14 protein-coding genes, 1 tRNA gene and 1 pseudogene are annotated in these 18,530 nt (G+C 43.8%); 6 read left to right on the top strand and 10 right to left on the bottom strand.

Annotated elements, in window-relative coordinates:
- Positions 1-38: 38 nt before the first annotated feature.
- Complete coding sequence (locus M2470_RS16040; RefSeq protein ID WP_280746007.1) at positions 39-536, bottom strand: hypothetical protein; 498 nt, start codon at positions 534-536, stop codon at positions 39-41.
- 461 nt (positions 537-997) lie between these two features.
- Here M2470_RS16040 and M2470_RS16035 point away from each other — a divergent pair.
- The 5 genes and pseudogenes from M2470_RS16035 to M2470_RS16015 all read left to right on the top strand — a co-directional run bounded on the left by M2470_RS16035 (position 998) and on the right by M2470_RS16015 (position 5,418).
- Positions 998-1,071 (top strand) — tRNA-Thr (locus M2470_RS16035).
- Positions 1,072-1,184: 113 nt separating this feature from the next.
- The gene (locus tag M2470_RS16030) at positions 1,185-1,733 is read left to right on the top strand and encodes a DUF4199 domain-containing protein (protein WP_280746008.1); all 549 of its coding nucleotides are present in this window, start codon (positions 1,185-1,187) and stop codon (positions 1,731-1,733) included.
- The gene (locus tag M2470_RS16025; RefSeq protein ID WP_280746009.1) at positions 1,733-2,680 is read left to right on the top strand and encodes a glycosyltransferase family 2 protein; all 948 of its coding nucleotides are present in this window, start codon (positions 1,733-1,735) and stop codon (positions 2,678-2,680) included. The genes M2470_RS16030 and M2470_RS16025 overlap by 1 nt, the downstream gene beginning before the upstream one ends.
- A pseudogene (ilvD, locus tag M2470_RS16020) lies at positions 2,677-4,365 on the top strand (dihydroxy-acid dehydratase); the annotation flags it as partial. The gene M2470_RS16025 and the pseudogene ilvD, both read left to right, overlap by 4 nt.
- A 54-nt stretch (positions 4,366-4,419) precedes the next feature.
- Positions 4,420-5,418 carry an FAD:protein FMN transferase gene (locus tag M2470_RS16015; RefSeq protein ID WP_280746042.1) on the top strand — a complete coding sequence of 333 codons (999 nt, stop codon included), beginning with the start codon at positions 4,420-4,422 and terminating at the stop codon, positions 5,416-5,418.
- Here M2470_RS16015 and M2470_RS16010 read toward each other — a convergent pair.
- The 4 genes from M2470_RS16010 to M2470_RS15995 are packed head-to-tail and all read right to left on the bottom strand — an operon-like array spanning position 5,415 to position 7,846.
- Positions 5,415-5,996, bottom strand: coding sequence for a Maf-like protein (locus M2470_RS16010; RefSeq protein ID WP_280746010.1), 582 nt, complete (start codon positions 5,994-5,996; stop codon positions 5,415-5,417). The genes M2470_RS16015 and M2470_RS16010 overlap by 4 nt on opposite strands.
- Before the next feature lie 5 nt (positions 5,997-6,001).
- Positions 6,002-6,526 (bottom strand): HAD hydrolase family protein, encoded by a 525-nt coding sequence (locus tag M2470_RS16005; protein WP_280746011.1) that lies wholly within the window; start codon positions 6,524-6,526, stop codon positions 6,002-6,004.
- The gene (locus M2470_RS16000; protein WP_280746012.1) at positions 6,513-7,289 is read right to left on the bottom strand and encodes a Rossmann-like and DUF2520 domain-containing protein; all 777 of its coding nucleotides are present in this window, start codon (positions 7,287-7,289) and stop codon (positions 6,513-6,515) included. Before M2470_RS16000 ends, M2470_RS16005 begins: the two co-directional genes overlap by 14 nt.
- Positions 7,286-7,846, bottom strand: a complete 561-nt coding sequence (locus tag M2470_RS15995; protein ID WP_280746013.1) for a nitroreductase family protein — start codon at positions 7,844-7,846, stop codon at positions 7,286-7,288. Before M2470_RS15995 ends, M2470_RS16000 begins: the two co-directional genes overlap by 4 nt.
- 152 nt (positions 7,847-7,998) lie before the next feature.
- Here M2470_RS15995 and M2470_RS15990 point away from each other — a divergent pair, with 152 nt between their 5' ends.
- Positions 7,999-10,413, top strand: a complete 2,415-nt coding sequence (locus M2470_RS15990; protein WP_280746014.1) for a TonB-dependent receptor — start codon at positions 7,999-8,001, stop codon at positions 10,411-10,413.
- Between the two features lie 8 nt (positions 10,414-10,421).
- On the opposite strand, the gene M2470_RS15985 is transcribed toward M2470_RS15990, so the two are convergent.
- The 5 genes from M2470_RS15985 to M2470_RS15965 all read right to left on the bottom strand — a co-directional run bounded on the left by M2470_RS15985 (position 10,422) and on the right by M2470_RS15965 (position 18,526).
- A complete protein-coding gene (locus tag M2470_RS15985; RefSeq protein ID WP_280746015.1) occupies positions 10,422-11,414 on the bottom strand; it encodes a LacI family DNA-binding transcriptional regulator in 993 nt (330 codons plus the stop codon).
- A gap of 200 nt (positions 11,415-11,614) precedes the next feature.
- Positions 11,615-13,666, bottom strand: coding sequence for a hypothetical protein (locus tag M2470_RS15980; protein WP_280746016.1), 2,052 nt, complete (start codon positions 13,664-13,666; stop codon positions 11,615-11,617).
- Position 13,667: 1 nt separating this feature from the next.
- Positions 13,668-15,341, bottom strand: coding sequence for a ribulokinase (locus tag M2470_RS15975; protein WP_280746017.1), 1,674 nt, complete (start codon positions 15,339-15,341; stop codon positions 13,668-13,670).
- A 33-nt stretch (positions 15,342-15,374) separates the two neighbouring features.
- Positions 15,375-16,862, bottom strand: a complete 1,488-nt coding sequence (locus M2470_RS15970; protein ID WP_280746018.1) for a hypothetical protein — start codon at positions 16,860-16,862, stop codon at positions 15,375-15,377.
- 17 nt (positions 16,863-16,879) lie between these two features.
- Complete coding sequence (locus M2470_RS15965; RefSeq protein ID WP_280746019.1) at positions 16,880-18,526, bottom strand: DUF6057 family protein; 1,647 nt, start codon at positions 18,524-18,526, stop codon at positions 16,880-16,882.
- Between the last annotated feature and the right edge of the window lie 4 nt (positions 18,527-18,530).

Below are 18,530 nucleotides of genomic sequence, written 5' to 3'. Positions count from 1 at the left end.
ATATTAAGACAGCTTTTATCAACAAATAGCAATATCATTTATTGGTCTACCAATATCATGTCATTCTTTTTCGCAAATGCTTTTTGAATATCAATCAGTTCTTCGTCCAACTTATTATACTCCTCATACATAGGAAGCATTTCCTTATATATTTCATCATACCTAGCCTGCATCTCGTCTTCATCTTCTATTGCATCGGCTAGTTTATATGCTCCAATCGCCTTTTTATAACCGGAAATAAATTCTTTGTCAACCAACCTTAGTATTTCCAATGACTTTTCTTTAAACGTTTCTCCCGATTTAAAATCTAATGCAGAAACAACACCCAGGCAATTCGTTACATGCAGCTGTAATGAATCCAATAGAATCTGAGCATCCTCATATTCACTCTCATAAATCAGATCATCCAGCGCTTCTATCTTATTATCCACTTCTGTCAATCCATCAATTATTGTGTCATTAAATTTAACAGGATCGCCACCACATGAAGTAAATAAAACGGCTAAAGCCACCCACATAAAAAAGAACTTTTTCATTTTCGTTTAATAATTTAGAGTTTAATAAGTAATATTTGTTCAATACAAAGTTAAAAATAAATCTTAACAAAATCTATTTCCCGTTAGAGGCACGTCCAAAATAATTTAGAGGTACGTCTAAATCAGATTAGAGGTACGTGTAAATTTATTTAGAGGTAGGTGTAAATTAAATTAGAGGTACGTCTAAATATTTTCAGCCAACGAAGTCACTGAAAAAAAGTAAAGGCCTGTTGGAAAAACAATAGAAAGAGCTTTTTTTTTCATTTCAAAAAAATAAGATACTCAAGTGTTTATGCGGAATGCAGAAGATTTCTTTTATTCGCCTCTTGCATTCTAACAAAAAATGTCTACCTTTGCGCCCGGGTAAGTCCTATACGGCATGCTCCCTCGGAATCCCCCAGGGCTTGACCGCAGCAAGGGTACTTGGTTGTAGCGGCGCGATGTAGTAAGCTTACCCACTTGCCTCTTTAGCTCAGTTGGCCAGAGCACGTGATTTGTAATCTCGGGGTCGTTGGTTCGAATCCGACAAGAGGCTCAGAAGCAAGCAAGCTTGCTAATTGAAAATGGAAAATTGAAAGTTGAAAATTATTAAAGAGTATCTTTGTATTTTCGTTTTCAATTTTCCATTTTTATTTTAAACAACTTTATATGGAAGAGAATAAAGACCTGTTGAAAAGCGCCATGTCGTATGGTTTATTACTGGGAATTTTCTGGGTAATAAAATATGTTTTTTTCATACTGGGAATAACAATGCCTTTCATGCAGATTATTTACTGGGTCTTAACTCCGCTAACGGTTGTTCTGGCGCTACTTTTCACCTCTTTATACAAATATCAGCTGGGAGGAAAAATCAGCTTTTTCCATGCCTGGCAATATGGTATCCTGCTCTATTTCTTTGCGGGACTTATCGTTTCGCTGCTTCATTATGTTTTCTACCGTTACATCGCACCTCCAGACCTGCTTTCTTCATCCATGGAGCAGATGGTGGAGATGATGAGGAAAATGGATCTGAATGAGCAGATGAAGGAAACCATAGAGCAGATGGCAACCCCTACGCCTATCCAGATGACCATTCAGGGTATTTTCACAAATGTTTTCTATGGTATTATACTATCTATACCTGTTGCCGCGTTATTATGCCGCAACAACTTTACCGGATTAATTAATCAAAATAATAAAAAGGGAGATAACCTATAATGGACATATCAGTAGTTATTCCTTTATACAATGAAGCCGAATCGTTGCCGGAGCTCGAAGCCTGGATCGAACGGGTGATGAAAGAACACAATTACTCTTACGAAATTATATTCGTAAATGATGGAAGCACAGACAATTCCTGGGAAATAGTAAAAGAACTTCAAAAGAAATCGCCTAATGTCAAGGGGATCAAATTCCGCCGGAATTATGGGAAATCCCCGGCCTTGCAATGCGGTTTTCAGAAAGCAGAGGGAGATGTTGTCATCACGATGGATGCAGACCTGCAAGACAGTCCTGATGAGATTCCGGAGCTATACCGGATGATCATGGAAGATGGCTACGATATGGTTTCCGGCTGGAAGAAAAAGCGCTACGACCCATTATCCAAAACACTCCCTACCAAGCTGTTCAATGCTACTGCCCGGAAGTTTTCAGGTGTAAAGTTGCATGACTTTAATTGCGGGCTCAAATCCTATAAGAATATCGTTGTCAAGAACATAGAAGTGTACAACGATATGCACCGGCACATTCCATACATGGTAAAGATAGCCGGTTACAGCAAGATTGGTGAAAAAGTAGTTCAACATCAGGCACGTAAATACGGAAGCACAAAGTTTGGGCTGGATCGTTTCGTGAATGGCTATCTAGATTTGATAACCCTTTGGTTTACATCTAAATTTGGAAAAAAGCCCATGCACTTCTTCGGACTATGGGGAAGCGTGATGTTCCTGATTGGCTTTCTAGCCCTGGGCTATGTATTGGCCATGAAGCTTATTTCCATTATTTCAGGCGATTTGCGCCCCTTAGTCACAAATTCTCCTTACTTTTACATATCACTTACAGCCATGATTGTAGGAACCCAGATGTTCCTTACAGGTTTTCTGGGTGAGCTTATATCAAGAGATTCACCCAAACGTAACAGGTATCAAATAGAAGAAGAGATATGAAAAGTCAGGAATTACGCGGATTAGCACCGGAACTTGATTCTCTACGCTTAGGTAGCGGATGGAGCATCGATGATTTAAGCAAACCTCAGATCATAGTAGAAAGCAGCTACGGACACAGCCATCCGGGAAGCGCCCACTTAGACAAGCTGGTAGAAGAAGCCGACAAGGGCGTAAATGATGGAGGAGGAAAAGCGGCCAATTACTACGTAACAGATATATGCGACGGAGAAGCCCAGGGACACGACGGCATGAACTATTCGCTGGTTTCGCGTGATATCATGGCTGCCATGATAGAGATCCACGTAAAGGCAACTCCCTTTGATGCAGGACTTTTCATTGCTAGCTGCGACAAATCCGTACCGGCTCACCTGATGGCTATCGCAAGGATCAACATGCCTTCCGTATTTATTCCCGGCGGTATTATGAAAGCCGGCCCGGATCTGCTGACCTTAGAGCAAATCGGCAAATACAATGCCCAATATGCCCGTAAGGAGATTACAGAAGAACAATTTATGACCTATAAACGGGATGCCTGCCCTGATTGCGGAGCTTGTTCGTTTATGGGAACAGCTTCTACCATGCAGGTAATGGCCGAAGCATTAGGCATGGCGATGCCCGGTTCGGCTCTGATCCCCACACATATACACTACTTAAAAGACATCACCCGGCGGGCAGGAGAACGCGCCATATTGCTGGCATCTGAAGACCTACTCCCCTCTGAAATCATGACCCGTGAAGCGTTTGAAAACGCCATTATGGTACATGCTGCCATAGCCGGTTCGAGCAACAGTTTGCTGCATCTTCCGGCCATTGCTAACGAATTGGGGATAGACTTGCCACCGGAACTGTTTGACGAAATACATCAAAAGATACCTTTCCTATTGAATATACGACCCAGCGGATACTGGCCGGGCGAATATTTCTGGTATGCCGGAGGGGTACCTTCCATCATGGAAGAGATCAAAGATTTCCTCCATCTGAATGTACGAACCGTAACCGGAAAAACCTTGGGTGAGAACCTGGACATCATGCGCCAGACCGGGTTCTATGAAGGCTGCAACAAGTATCTTCCGGCCTTGGGAGTGAAAGCCAGCGACATCATTAAACCGCTTAACGATCCCATCCGTCCACAAGGAGCCATCGCTATATTAAAAGGGAATCTGGCTCCCGAAGGAGCCGTTGTAAAGCATGCAGCCATCTCTCCCAAGCTGATGCAGGTTACGCTGAAAGCCAGGGTCTTCGACTGTGAGGAAGAGGCTCTACAGGCTGTTTTGAAGAAAGATATACAACCCGGAGAGGCTGTCTTCATCCGCTATGAGGGCCCGAAAGGCAGTGGAATGCCGGAGATGTTTTACACCACAGAAGCCATTGCTTCCGATCCGGAACTAATTGAAACAACGGCTCTTATCACTGACGGACGTTTCTCCGGAGCCACTCGTGGACCGGCTATCGGACATGTTTCTCCCGAAGCCTCGGAAGGAGGCCCTATCGCTTTAGTGGAAGAAGGAGACTTGATACAAATAGATATCCCTGCCCGCAAGTTAGACATTACAGGAGTAGGCGGAGTAGCCAAAAGTGCTAAGGAAATAGACAGCATACTTGCAGAACGCAGAATAAAATGGAAAAAGCCGGAACCCCGTCACAAAAACGGAATCCTAAGTATATATACTCAAAACAGTGTCTCGCCAATGAAGGGAGGATATATGTCGGCAAAGGCCTTTACGGTTCTTATAGCCTTTATGGTTCTGAACTTCTTCTTTGCAAGTTGCCAGCAGAAAGAGTATTACGAAGAAAGCGGGTCTGTATTTCATACGCTTTACAAGATTAAATACCAGGCGCCTCAGTTGCTTACAGAGAAGATTGATAAGGAGTTGCAAGACTTTAATCTATCCCTGAACCCGTTTAATCCGAACTCTATCATTGCCAAGGTTAATAACAATGAGCCGGTAGAGGTAGATGATTGGTTTATCGAGGTATTCAATCAGGCACAAAAGATAGCTGAACAGTCCGAAGGTGTTTTTGATGCAACAGGAGCTCCTTTTTTTAATCTTTGGGGATTTGGTTTTAGCAAAATGGATAGTGTAACCCCTCAGATGGTAGACAGCATCAAGGAATTCGTCGGCTACAAGAAAATAAGGCTTGAGGGTAGAAAGGTGGTGAAAGACGATCCCCGCATCATGATCAATTACTCGGCTATCGCTAAGGGATATGCCTGTGACGTAGTGGCTCGCTTACTCGAACGCGAAGGAGTTAGCAACTACATGGTAGATATAGGAGGCGAAGTAGCCATGAAGGGGGTGAATCAAAACGGTAACTGCTGGCGTATCGGTATCAACAAGCCGGAAGACGACTTAACCGGAGTAAACAAAAAGGTAGAAGATATAATACAGCCCTGCAAAAAATGCGGGATCGCAACCTCCGGAGATTACCGGAATTTCTATGAAAAAGACGGAAAAAGATACGGACACACCATCGATCCCCGTAGCGGTTATCCGGCAGGACAGAATGTGCTAAGCGCTACTGTTTTAGCCGAGAATTGCATGATGGCAGACGGATATGCTACCACCTTGATGGCCCTTGGCAAAGATAAGGCAGTAGAACTGGCCAACTCTATCCCGGAAATCGAATACTACCTTATCTACCTGGACGATAGAGGCAAGCACCAAATCACTTATTCCAAGGGGATATTAGAGTATCTTCCCAACCGGAAAGCACTGGATATACTAGAGAATCCTTAAAAACGGGACAGTTCCTGATACACGCGCTGGATAGGCAAGCCCATAACGTTATAGAAGGAGCCTTCTATACCCTCTACAGCTACATAACCGATCCATTCCTGAATACCATATGCACCTGCTTTGTCGTACGGACGATAAGTATCGATATAATAGGCGATATCTTCTTCTTTAATGGGGGCAAAACGCACGGTTGAGACAACTGAAAAAGAAACGGATTTCTCGGTGGTAGCTAAGCAGACTCCTGTAATTACCTCATGTGTATGAGCAGATAAGGTGCGAAGCATCTGAATCGCATCTTCCCGATCCACCGGTTTACCCAATACCTGATTATTTATCCAGACAATGGTATCAGCCGTAATCAATAGATCATCCTTCGCTAAAGCGGGACGATAGGCATCCGCCTTTTTATTGGCAATAAAGACCGGGATTTCTTCTGCTTCCAGGGATTCGGGGTACGACTCGTCCAAGTCCGGCATGGGTTTCACTTCAAAATTAAGTCCCAATCCTGCAAGTAACTCTTTTCGTCGGGGAGAATTAGATCCAAGGATGATCCGGTATTTTTCCAGGTTGTTCAGCATAGCAATTACCAGATGAAGGCTGTTTCGTCAGACATCCACAAGCCCTGTGCTCTCAGCGTTTGCTCTATTACATCGCGGGCTACGCTTTCTCCTCCTTTTCTGGAAGATATATATTTGGCAATCGCTTTAATCTCCGGGACAGCATCAGCAGGGGCTACCGGCAGGCCTACACGCTTCATTATTTCGTAATCCGGCAGATCGTCACCTACATAGATGATCTCCTCATCCTTCAAGCCTGTTTTGCTGATAAAATCCTCAAAATCATCCATTTTTCTCCGGCTATGCAGATATATATGCTGGGCTCCCAAGTTGGAAAAACGCGTATGAACAGCTTCCGTATGCCCGGTAGTGATAATCCCAACCTGAAAGCCTTTCTTGACAGCCTCGTGAATGGCATATCCGTCTTTTGTACTTACGGTACGCATCGGCTCGCCGTTGGGGTATAGGGGGCTAACTTCGTGCGAGAGAACGCCATCTACATCAAAAACAAAGGCTTTGATCTTCGTCAGATCGTAACTAATACTGCTCATGCTGTAGTTTTTCTTTATAGATATTCTGACTTATCAAACGATAAATCGTCTGCATACCCGGATCACTTAACATGGCAATCTGCTTATCCATAATCTCTTTTTCAAAACGGACAGCCGGACCGGTTTGTGCTTCGGAAGGAGGAATCTCGCTTATTTTATCTGCCGTTTCTATAATGAGTGGTAATATAAGTTCGTATGAAAGAGACTGTTCCTCCAATAGTTTTGCTGCAAGCGCATACATGTGATTGGTGAAATTACAGGCAAAAACGGCTGCCAGATGAAGCATCTTCCGCTTCTCCGAATCCAGTTCCTGCGCATTTCCGGACAAGGCAATCGCTACTTTCTTCAGCATTTTCATATCCTCCGGATTGTTTACTTCCAGAAAGATAGGCGTTTTGTCCAGTTTAACCCTCCGCTTCTTCGTGAAGGTCTGCAACGGATAGAAAACCCCATAGCGCTTGGCATGACCTTCAAAAATCTGCATAGGCACACTTCCTGCCGTATGTACCCACAGCCCTTCATTAGGCTTTACTTTGGGTATTATTTCCGTAAGAAGCGCATCTTTTAAAGCAAAGATATATAAATCGGCATCGGGAATAATCTCATTCAGATTGGTCGTCCATTGGGTATTCAGTTTTTTGGCTAATGATTCAGCACTCTCCCGGGTACGACTATAGATTTGCCCGATAGTCATTCCCGCTCTTTGCATCTCAAGCGAAACAGCAGTAGCTAGATTTCCTGCTCCAATAAATACAATTTTCATGCTTTTAGATTTTTGTTTTCTTCCGGATTCTGATAGGTTCCTATATGTATTTTCTCCCATTGTAAGCGGGATTCGTCAAAGGGTTTATTTTCTTGAGCTTTATAGCCGAAACCTATTACAGACAAGACTTCCAGTTGATAAGGAACGTTAAATAAATTACGAACATACTGGGCCGACTCTTCATCACTCTCCGTCTGACGTCCACGTATCTGACACCAGCAACTGCCTAAGCCTAAATCTTCTGCCTGCAACTGCATCAGTATGGAGGCGATAGAAGTATCCTCCACCCAAGCCTCAGAACTCATTACATCAGCCATTACTACAACAGCCAAGGCACATTCCTCCAGAAAACCGGCTCCATGTGGCTTGCATCCGGCTAGTTTTTTCAGGGTCTCTTTATCCTCTACTACTATAAACTGCCAGGGTGTTCCCCGCTTTGAGGAGGGAGACATCAGTCCTGCTTTCAATATCAGCTCTACCTGCTCCGGCGACAATAGCTGTTCCGTGAATTTACGGGTACTCCGGCGCGTTTTAAGCAACTCTGAAAAACTATTCATTCTCTGTCTTATTCGTTATTAGTCTGTATCTAAACATTTCCTATTCGTTGCAAATATAGCAATTCCACCCAATTAATACGGGATTTTTTTTAGATGCATATACGCTTCTGCCTTTTTTTTCGTTATAAGCCTTATAAGGTAAACATTGATTTATGAAAATTCGTGCTTTAGCTGCACTGCTATTTATATTAACTTCTTTGCAAATTGCCGCGCAAAACCGTATCAAGATAAGCGGTAATGTACGGGACGGAGACGGGAACCCACTGGAACTGGTTGTTGTTCAGGTAAAAGGTACTATGACAGGTGCCATGACAAATGAAAAAGGCTTCTATTCCCTGTCTATATCCCCTTCGGATTCACTGACTCTGTTATTCTCTTGTCTGGGTTATAACAAGGCCGAACGCATTATACCCTCCGCACAAAGCGATATGCGGCTCAATGTACAGATGAACTATGCCTCCCTGTCACTGGGAGAAGTATCTGTTACAGCCGCCAGGAGACAGATTAACACCATGGAAAACATTGACGCGGAAAAGATCCGCCTCCTCCCCGACCCTTCCGGCGGAAGTATCGAAAGCCTGGTGGTAACACATGCGGGAGTAACCTCAAGCAATGAATTAAGTTCCCAGTATTCCGTAAGAGGCGGAAGCTATGACGAAAATATTGTTTATGTAAACGGGTTGGAGGTCTTCCGCCCGCAATTGATCCGCTCCGGACAGCAGGAAGGACTCAGCTTCGTAAACCCAGATATGACCGAGTCTGTGAGCTTCTCAGCCGGAGGATTTGAAGCTAAATTCGGCGACAAAATGAGCTCCGTATTGGATATCAGCTATAAGAAACCAACCGAATTTGAAGGTTCCGTGTCAGCCAGCCTGCTGGGAGCCAACGCCTATGTAGGCAGCTCTATCGGAAAGTTTACCCAGATAACAGGATTTCGCTATAAAACAGGCCGTTCGCTCTTAAAAACAATGGATACAGATGCGGAATACGATCCCAATTTCATTGATTTGCAAACCTATATGACTTACCAGCTGGCCCCCAAATGGGAAGTAAATTTCCTGGGAAACCTGGCCACCAATAACTTTAAATTCACTCCCCACAGCCGGGAAACTGTTTTCGGAACCACCACTGATATCCAAAAGTTTACCGTCTATTTTGACGGAAAGGAAAGAGACAAGTTTCAGACCTTATTCGGTGCGCTTACACTCAAGCATACACCAAATGAAAATACAGAGATAGGATTCCAGGCTTCGGCCTTCAATAGCAGGGAGGAAGAGAGTTATGACATAGCCGGAGAATATACGTTGAGCGATGATACTGATGAGACCGGAAACAGCGATGATGAGCCCTCCCCCTTTGCCATCGGACGCTATCACGAACATGCCAGAAACCGTCTGCATTCCAGTGTAATAAATGCCGGTCTGTATGGCTCGCACCGTATCAAGAGCAACACCATCCAATGGGGTGCTACTGTGCAATTTGAGAACATCAGCGACCGCATCAGCGAGTGGGAAAAACGCGACTCGGCAGGCTACTCCCTACCCCACACGGGAAGCGGTGTACACGTCATCTCCAACCTGTATTCAAACAACGAGCTGGAAAGCACACGCGTCTCCGGCTACGTGCAGGATGTATTCAAGTTTCGTACCCCTCAGGGATTGTTTACTTTAACAGGAGGTGTACGCGCCAGTTACTGGTCATGCAATGAGGAGTTTATCGTTAGTCCTCGTGCCTCTCTGGGTTTTATTCCCAACTTCAACCAGGATCTGACATTCCGCCTGGCAACCGGGCTGTACTACCAGCCGCCTTTCTATAAGGAGTTGCGGGTTGTTACCAAAGACGATAAAGGCAACGATATTGTAGAGCTGAACAAAAACCTCAAGTCACAACGTTCCATACACGTCATCCTGGGAGGTGACTATGCATTCAAAGCTATTGAACGCAACTTTAAGTTCACTACCGAACTGTATTACAAGAAGCTAGACAATCTGAATCCCTATACAATAGACAACGTAAAGATACGCTATTACGGTGATAATGTAGCGCATGGCTATGCGATGGGAGTAGACTTCAAGTTTTTCGGCGAATTTGTTCCGGGAACAGACTCTTGGATCAGTATGTCGTTTATGAAGGCAGAACAGACGATCTATGACGTGAAGAACCTGCCTTTACCCAACAATCCGGGCTATAACCTATCGCTCTTTTTCCAAGACTATTTCCCTGGTTACGAGCGCGTAAAACTCAATCTGCGAGGTGTGCTGTCAGGAAGACTTCCGGTTACAGCTCCCCGCACCGGATACGAAGAAAAATACTATGAAACAACCCCTTACCGCAGGGTAGACATCGGTATGTCGTACCAGTTGGCAGGTGGTACCGATGCCATCATGGACAGAGGCTTCTTCCGCCATTTAAAAAATATCTGGCTGGGGGTTGATATCTTCAACCTTTTCGACATCAAAAACACCAATTCTTATTACTGGATTACAGACGCAAACAACAAACAATCGGCTGTTCCTAACTATCTGACAGGCCGCCAGCTAAACTTCCGCCTGATTGTTGACTTCTGATACGGGAGTTAGCGTCTGACAAGCGAAGCAGGGAATTTACACACCTGCACTTCCGAGTCTTTCTTTTCCATTTGTTCCATCAGTAAATCAGCCGCTTTGCGCCCCATTACTTCTATGGGTTGCTGTATGTAAGGAATGGGATTCGGCATAAATTCAAAGGCATCGCTCTTGTCGAAACAAACCACCTGTATCTGCTCCGGTATCTTTATCTTCCTTTCAAACAAGTCTTTAATACCAAGCATCGCTATGGTATTGGTAGCAATGAGCAGGCCGTCTACTTTCTTCTTTACTAAGCGATCCATGGCATTTAACACGTCCTCTTCCAGGTTGTTAAAGTTGACATACTCTACCAAATCCGGATCATACGATTTATTTCGTTGAAGGGCATCTACAAAACCATACTTACGCTCCGACATATGAGCCTGAAAGCTATTATAGATCAGTAATCCAATACGTTTGCAGCCCCGTTCTATCAAGAGGTTTGTGGCCTGAAACGACGCCTGGTAGCCATCTACCATTACGCTATAAGTCTTCAGGTCGGGAAAGTTACGGTCCAGCAAAACTAGCGGGCATTTGGCCTCCAGCAAGCGTGCCACAGAGGCTTCGCCATTCTCCGTAGGAACAATGACATAGCCATCTACCTGATGGTTCTTCAGCATGCCGATTATCTTCTCCAGCTGATCGTCATTTTCGTTCGTATTCATGATCATCACGGCATAGCCGGCTTTTTCTATCTGATCCTGCACGTAATACGCCAATGTACTAAAGAAAGGGTTCGATATATCCGCTACAATCAGCCCGATAATATATGTGCGTCCGCTTTGAAGGCTTCTGGCTAAGGCATTGGGTTGGTAATTCATCTCAGCAGCAATCTTTCTCACTCTCTCAGCCACCTCCTTGCCTACACGTCCTTCTTTTTCCTTCCCATTTAATACAAGTGATACAGTAGCATTAGAAACTCCGGCCTTTTTTGCGACATCTTTAATTAAAACCTTCTTCATTCCTGGTTAATTTTCAGCAAAAGTACAAATAATCGCAATAAAAGCCAGCTATATTCTTACTCTGAGGGCAAATCAAAATGTTTGCTGACAATTATCAACAGGCTTGCCGATAGTTATCGGCAGAATTGTTGATAATTATCGGCAATATTGCCGACATATGTCGGCAACAAAAAAATAGCTGTTTTTTTAGCAACTTATTCCTATTTGAATACCGCTTCGCCCCAATGATCCAGAATTCTGTTGTAGGCTTCGGTGGCAGCACCATTTCCCCAATCATAGATGGTAAACTCTCCCATCCCTTCTCCTTCGGGGGAAGTCTTGCCTCCATGGCCGTAATTTTCCATCATAAAGCCATAGTCTTCCGTGGAGAAGAAAGACCAGGTATTTTCCCACAGCTTCTTGGCACGTGGGTTTTCGGGGCAATACATCATCGAGAAAGATGTCTTCAAGGCCATGATACCCCGCTGCATATATTCCTCTTTATTCAAGGCTTTTCCGTAGTCCATCAGCATTTCAGCAAAGAGGCTTCCCCGCGAATCGTTCCATTCGCCATCGCAGTTCATCACGCCAAAGCCTCCCACTGCATCTACGTAGATATAAGGAGGTTGCCAGGAAGCTTGTGTCATCAGTAGCTCATCCACTACGCGCTGTCCCGTTTGCAGATAGCGGCTGTTGCTTGTTACCCGGTAGGCTTCCATCAAAGCCGCAGCAGTCCAGAACATAGAGAAATTGCATTGCTTGTACATATTGTTTCGTGCCACCTTCTTGCCTTGCAAATCCTTCGATCCGTATCGGCAACAAGACCAATATGTTTCAAAATCTTCCCATCTGCCTACCGGAATAATCTCTTTCTCAATTACTTTCAGAGCGGCTAATGCAGCCGACATATACCGCTGATCCTTGGTTAGTTGATACAGCTTCAGCAAGAACAAGGCAGACATGGAACTCTCCGGCGATTCCCTCAACTGAGGCAATACCTTCAGGCTCTCCGTATCCAGCCAGGCGGGAAAGTAGCCTTTGGTATCCTGCAGTTTCAGGAGGGCCTCTGCATAGCTGGTGGCATAATCAAGCAGGCGCTTGTCTTTCTCCAGCTCATCATACCATTGAAGCATGATGTAAGCCGTCCAGCTCATATCCAGGATATGGAAAGGCGATTTGCGGATATCCCAGGTTTGCGGATTGCGGTTTGAATTGCCCCAATAGGCCGTTTTCCAGCCCTTTGAGCGATTATACTTTTTATCACCAATCTCCACCTGTTCCATTTCCGTAGCCACTACGGCATAAAACAAACCATCTTTCTGAGGAGCTGCCAGCGCCAGTTCTTTCGACAGAAGGGCATTATCCATCAAGCGTTTGTTATTGGTTCGGCGGGCATAGCGAAACAGTCCGCTTGCCGAGCGTAACGAGCTGAACCAGGCCTGGTTCCAGACCGAACGCATTTCACGCTCATTTACCTCGCCGGGATAGTTGGGGCTCTGGGTATAATTCACGATAAAGACAGGTGCTCCTACATGTTTGCCGTTTATGTTAAACTCCTGCCAAACAGGCTCTGCCCAGGTACTAAACGCCCAGCGATAAGTATGTCGACAATATTTGTCAAACAACTTACGCGAAAGATCCGTCTCTTTGAATACCGAAGCTCCTTTCTCTGCCCAGAAGTGGTTGAGCACAAAGCGGAAGGGGTTCTGCTGCATCCCGGCATCACCAGTCGAAGAAACAAGGAAAAATTTCAGTTCTATCGTACCCTCGCAAAAGACTGCAGCACCATCTTTCTGATACAACACATGATCTGTAACATTTGTACGGCACATCCCAAACACCAGTTCATTGTCCGGTGCATTCATATCCATATACAGTTGAAAGCCCGGAGATGTATACGGATTATCCGTATCGGGAATCAACATCAGGGTATGCTTGGCATCCTGTACAATCAAGGCTGGCGTACGAAACAAATGCCTGTCGATCACATAATTGTCTTCAGGCGTAAGATGAGGAGCCCAATGAAACGTAGGCTTAAAAGAGGGGGTAATCCGTATGGCACAATCGTCCTGTATAATATTTTTGTTCGTTACATATCGGACAGTTACCCTATTAACTCCGGGGCTTACAGGCTCTACATTAACCGTTGCTTTTACATCTCCAAGTGAATCACATTTTATTTTTTTTACCAGATCAATAGGTGCCGAAAACAAAGAAGACACCCCTACAAAAGATAGTAGTACAATCAAGACTACTACTCGATTTTTTTTCATGTTATAGTATTTTATTTTGCGTAAACGCTCCTAAGGTAAGGTATTTTTCATACATATCTTCATAAATTGTCTGTTTATTAAAATCAGGTTTATATTCGCAAAGAAAACCTTTGCCCAGTTTCTGTTCCGCTTCGTCTATCGACTGATACACACCGGAGGCTACAGCCGCAAACATAGCAGCTCCCAAAGCGCAGGCCTGCTCTGCCTTCGCCACCAGAATAGGCATCCCCAGTACATCCGCCAGCGTTTGCATCACAAAAGGAGACTTCTGGGAGATCCCCCCTATGGCTATGACCTTATCAATACCGACTCCCTGTTGCAAAAAGCTATCTACAATCGCCTTGGAACCAAAGGCCGTAGCTTCTACCAAGGCACGATACAACATAGGAGCCGTCGTACCCAACGTAAGCCCGTAGATAGAGCCTTTGACAGCCTGATTGGCCACCGGAGTGCGACGTCCGTTCAGCCAGTCAACAGCTATCAAAGTACTCTCCTTCAAATCCACTCGTTCTGCATCTAAGGTTAGGTTGGCTAGTATAGAATCTGTGAATTCTTGCATCAATACCTGCTTGGTTTCCTCATCCAGCAAGGAGGAAGCCGATATATATTGTTCCATTGGCCAGCTAAGTAGTTGCTTATACCAGGCATACACATCGCCAAAGGCAGACTGACCCGCTTCCAGCCCCACCATCCCGGGGACCACCGAACCGTCTACCTGTCCACAAATACCCTCGATCAGGCGGCCTTGCATCTCCTGATAGCTTGCCACCATGACATCACAAGTAGAAGTACCCATCACACGAACAAAGGCGCCGGGTGTAATCTGAGCTCCCACAGCGCCAACGTGACAATCTAAGGCTCCGACGGATACAACCACCTGTGACGATAAGCCCAAACGCCCCGACCAATGAGCAGAAAGTGTCCCCACCACCGTATCAGTCGTATAGCAATCTGTATATAAATGCCCTGTAAACAAATCCAGTAAAGGATCCAGGGTCAACAGAAATTCGGTAGAAGGCAGGCCACCCCATGTTTCATTCCACATGGCTTTGTGTCCTGCAGCACAGCGACTCCGGATCATCTTTTCCGGTTTTGTTTTCCCGGTTAGCAAAGCCGGCATCCAGTCGCAATGCTCTGTCCAACTGTAAGCTACCTTACGAACAGACTCGTCCGCACGCAGCAGGTGCAGCATCTTAGACCAGACCCATTCGGACGAATAAACACCCCCCGAATAGGCGGTATAGTCTACCTCCCACTCTTTAGCCAAAGCATTGATCTCGTCTGCCTCCCGGAGGGCCGTATGATCCTTCCAAAGCACAAACATAGCATTCGGATTCTCTGCATATTCGGGCAACATAGCCAAAGGCAGGCCCTCTTCGTTCAATAGTACAGGGGTAGAGCCCGTTGTATCAAAAGACAAGCCAACCACCCGTTCGGCTGCATCAGACGGACACTTAGCCAGAACAGCCTTTATAACAGCCTCCAGGCTCTCTATATAGTCCAACGGATGCTGTCGGTATTGGTTCTTCTTGGGTTCGCAATAAAGGCCGGCCTTCCAACGCGGATACCAAACCACTTCGGAAGCCAACTCTTCCCCACTCTGCGTATCCACCACCAAGGCACGGCAAGAATCCGTTCCGTAATCAATCCCTATCACCAATTTCGTTTTTTCCATAACACGCTATTTTTTGTAATGATTCTTTTGTATTTAATTTATCGAATGAATAATATTTTCACTTCTTTTTTCGCTCCCATTAAACTGTACATCTAAGGCCTTTTTTGTCCTTGCCGCATCTTCAATAAAGTAAGGGCTCATACGCATTTCCCCCTTTATAAATTCCGGCAGGTTATACGATTTTAATAGCTGCGGATAGTAATCTGCATCTTTTTGCGGAAGCATAAAAGCCTTTGAGGCATTCCCCTTTTCATCTATATAAGTGATATAAATCCGATTGTATAAGCCATCGTCTCTACGGCTGCTAAACGCAACCCATTTACTATTGGAAGACCAGGAATTGCAGCTTTCCGAGCAATCACTATTGGCCTCTTTTAATGGATAGTTTTCTATCGTTTCAAAATTGTAGATATACAGATCTGCCTCTTTATTCCAGCTACTGAAATTCCCATGATCTACTCCGCTATAGAGTATGTATTTTCCATCCGGTGAAGCATGCGGATGTGCGACACCTTTTCCAAACGTAAAAGCATTTATTAGCGTATCAACTTGACTGCCAAATGCATGCGTATCTACATCATAATCAATAAAGCATAAACTATATACCTGTTCTTCATATTTCTTCGGCAAGGAATCAACTGTATGGCAAGACATAAAGTATAGTTTGCTTCCGTCTGAAGAAAAGAAAGGGAAGGTTTCACAAAACTCATCCGAAGCGATTAAAGGGGTAGTTAGTAATTCATTCTTCCGGATATCATATAATAGAATATCCGATTTATAATCAAAAACAGTCACCCGTTCATCCTTCAGTGTATGAAATGCCTGCCAGGTATTATTGGTTGAAAAGGCCACTATATCTCCATCCGGATGCCAGGAAGGATATACGGCATTGGACAAGGTATAAGGCGTTTTGGTATTTATCTTTTTTATATCCTTATTGTCCAGAATGTAGGTTCCGGAATTCTTGCCCCGGATATGAAATAACATCTTCTCCGGGTCCTGGCTGCAAAAGGAGTGGCAGTTCATACAGCCTCCGCCGTTTAAGTCGGTATGATAGATTATTTTTTCTTCAAAAGTCTCCAGATTTCGTTGATAAATACCATGTTTATAAGCCATGGAATATCCTGGTTCAATCAGCCGGTATACGATATGGCTATCAATGGGTTCGGACTGAACCGCAAGAGAAAAGGACTTGTATTGAAGCCATTTGGATTCTTTCAAGGAGTAAACAGTCACTAAAAGGCTTGTCCCTTTATTGGCTTCCAGAAAAGAGCGCCATTTGCTTTTTGAGAAAGAGATTTGTTTGTTTCCGCTCTGCGTTAATACACCTGATTTACCTTCTATCTTAACATATATTTTTTCCGCATTGTCTAATAGTTTAAAGTTTAAAGGAGCGATATTGTAGGGTATGGTTACGTCTATATAGTCCGGATATAATTTCGGTAATTGATTGATTATCTCCGCATCATCAACCGACACCCGGCATGAAATAGTATACAGAAGCAATGCGAACAGAATCATATTTTTCAACAATACTTTCATTTAGCAACAGATAAAAAATACAACCAAAAAGAGCTTTTATATTTCTCGTTTATCTTTCTTTGAGCGTCCGGATCATTTTGACTCAGCCAAAATAACAGGCTATTCAGTTCCTTAAAGTCATCCGTTATACTTTTTGATATGTCAAACGAATACTTACTATATTCCTGTTCGATAGATTCATTTCCTACAGAAAGAAGAATCAATAAACATTGCTGATATAAGGGCGGAAGAGGATCATATTTCATACCATCTATATACTTCAGACAAGCCAATAAGGACTCCATATCTCTCTTTATAAAATAAACAGACAATAAGACTTCCAGGGCATTTTTATTTTGCGGATTATCTTCCAACAGATGATTCAGTTGAGTTACAAACATCGATGAATTAATGACGGAAAACTTGTCTGTAGAAGGTATAAACTTTCTTTTATCTACATATTCCGAGGACTCTTTATCTTCCATCATCAAGTGCAAGGCTCTTGCCTTTTGTTTGTAAAACAAGGTGTTTTCAAATATCGATATGTATTTATCTGCTAATTTGAAATTAGAATTTAAAACTTCTATTTCTGCCAGGCGATAAAGCAGGGCTGCATGCTCCGGCCTTTTATTCATCTGAGTTCCCATAAAAGCTGCCATCCGCGAATAGTTCTGATAGCCTATATGCCAATACACATCCGAGCTAATCTGGCAACTGATAACATCTTTCGTTTCAAGGCAGAATAAATGCTCATTAAACTGCTCGAAAAGGAAAAGATCGGACGCTATTCTACCGGTCTTAGCTAAGGCCAGATTTACATAAGATAATTGCCATTTATTTACAGGAGGATGCTGCTTCGCATCTTCCAGGATAAGCTCCCACTCTCCATTATTGGCATAGTATATCTGACGAAAAATTCGCTGTTGATCAAAATTAATTATGCTACGATAATCCAAGTCTGGCCATTCGGGTATTTCATAGTAAAAATCACTCAGATACGAATTACGTACAGAAGCCGTATAAAGAGTATAACGATTGAAAACAGGAACTGTTAATCCGATCGCTACATAAGCAAATGCGACAGCCAAATAATGCCGTTCTTTTTTGACAAAGGCTTCAAACAAAACACAACAGAAAACAAAGATCAGATACGCCCCGCCGATCAATGGATTTAAAACCAAACAAACGACACCACCGAATACATATCGCAAAGAATATGAGTGAATTGAAAAATACAGACACAGCAAAGCCAATGATAGTAAAACAGCCAATGTACAAGCCGTTTTATACAAGGGAGAAGCATGTAACAACAAAAATAAAAAGCCAACAAACCAAGATAAAAATACAGAAGATAAATTACCCAACTTCAACAGACGGGCAACCCGGTATGTAAGAATAAAAAGTAGAACTAACAACAAAGAAACAATCACACCTCCAAGGCGAGGAAAGTAATAAAACTGAGTAACAAAAGCCCCTAAATATCCGATAAAACCACCCGGATGTATGATATATTCTTTCCAATAAGCTGACGTAAACTGAAAGAGCTGAATCTGCTCCTGATAATATAAATGAAACGGGTAAACCAGACTATAAAACAGGATACTAATCAGTCCGAAAAGTATCACATTTATAATCAATATCACCCTCCTGTTTACCCGTTCCATACCC

Source organism: Parabacteroides sp. PH5-46, from assembly GCF_029892785.1.
In the GTDB taxonomy this organism is placed as follows: Bacteria; Bacteroidota; Bacteroidia; order Bacteroidales; family Tannerellaceae; genus DFXE01.
Note: the sequence above shows the minus strand (reverse complement) of the source record. Positions and strands in the feature narration are given on the sequence as shown.